This window comes from Pseudomonas sp. R28(2017), assembly GCF_002112505.1.
In the GTDB taxonomy this organism is placed as follows: Bacteria; Pseudomonadota; Gammaproteobacteria; order Pseudomonadales; family Pseudomonadaceae; genus Aquipseudomonas.
On record NZ_NEHW01000042.1, the window covers coordinates 1 to 782 of the forward strand.

The 782-nt window shown below is 62.7% G+C and carries 1 protein-coding gene; it reads left to right on the forward strand.

Features of this window, described 5'->3' with window-relative positions; all coding sequences use genetic code 11:
• Positions 1 to 48: 48 nt before the first annotated feature.
• Positions 49 to 782: type VI secretion system Vgr family protein (locus CAF78_RS27510; protein WP_143515133.1), on the forward strand; the 734-nt coding region annotated here is incomplete at its 3' end.

The window sequence follows — 782 nt, forward strand, 5'->3', positions numbered from 1 at the left end:
GATCATTGCCCTAACCTCCGAACGCTTCTCGCATTCAAGGACAACGCAATGATCATGGACCTGGCCGCGCGCCTGACGCCGCAGCATCGCCGACTGTTCCAGTTTCACCACCCGGCCGAACTCGACCAGCCTCTGCTGTTGCAGAGTTTCAAAGGCCAGGATGGCCTGTCACGGCCATTCGCCTACGAGCTGCTACTGCTCAGCGACACGCCGCAGATGCCGCTGAAGTCGATGATCGGCCAGCAGGTCAGCATCGAGATCGAACTGGCCGATGCCGCACCGCGCTTCATCAACGGCTACCTTACCCACTTTGCCAGCCTGGGCAGCGATGGCGCCCTGGACCGCTACGGCGCCACCCTGAGCCCGTGGCTGGCGATGCTCCGGCACCGCACGGACACGCGCATCTTCCAGAATTGCACGGTCGATGAAGTACTCGCGCAAGTCTTTGCCCTGTACCCGGCTTACGCCGCCTATACGTGGCGCCTCAGCCAGCCGCTGAGGCGTCACACGTACATCACCCAGTACCGCGAAAGCGACCTCAACTTCGTCCAGCGTCTGCTGGATGAAGCCGGGCTGTTCTACTTTTTCGAGCACAGCCTCGAAGGCCACACCCTGGTCATCGGTGACGACTCAACTGTGCTCGACCCACTCCCCGAGCAAGCGCAAATCCGCTTTCACAGCGCCTCGGTCACCGAAACCGCCGACTCGATCACCCAATGGTGCGGCCACCGCCAGTTGCAGGCCGGCAGCATGGCGGCGCAGACCTTCGACTACCGCCAGCC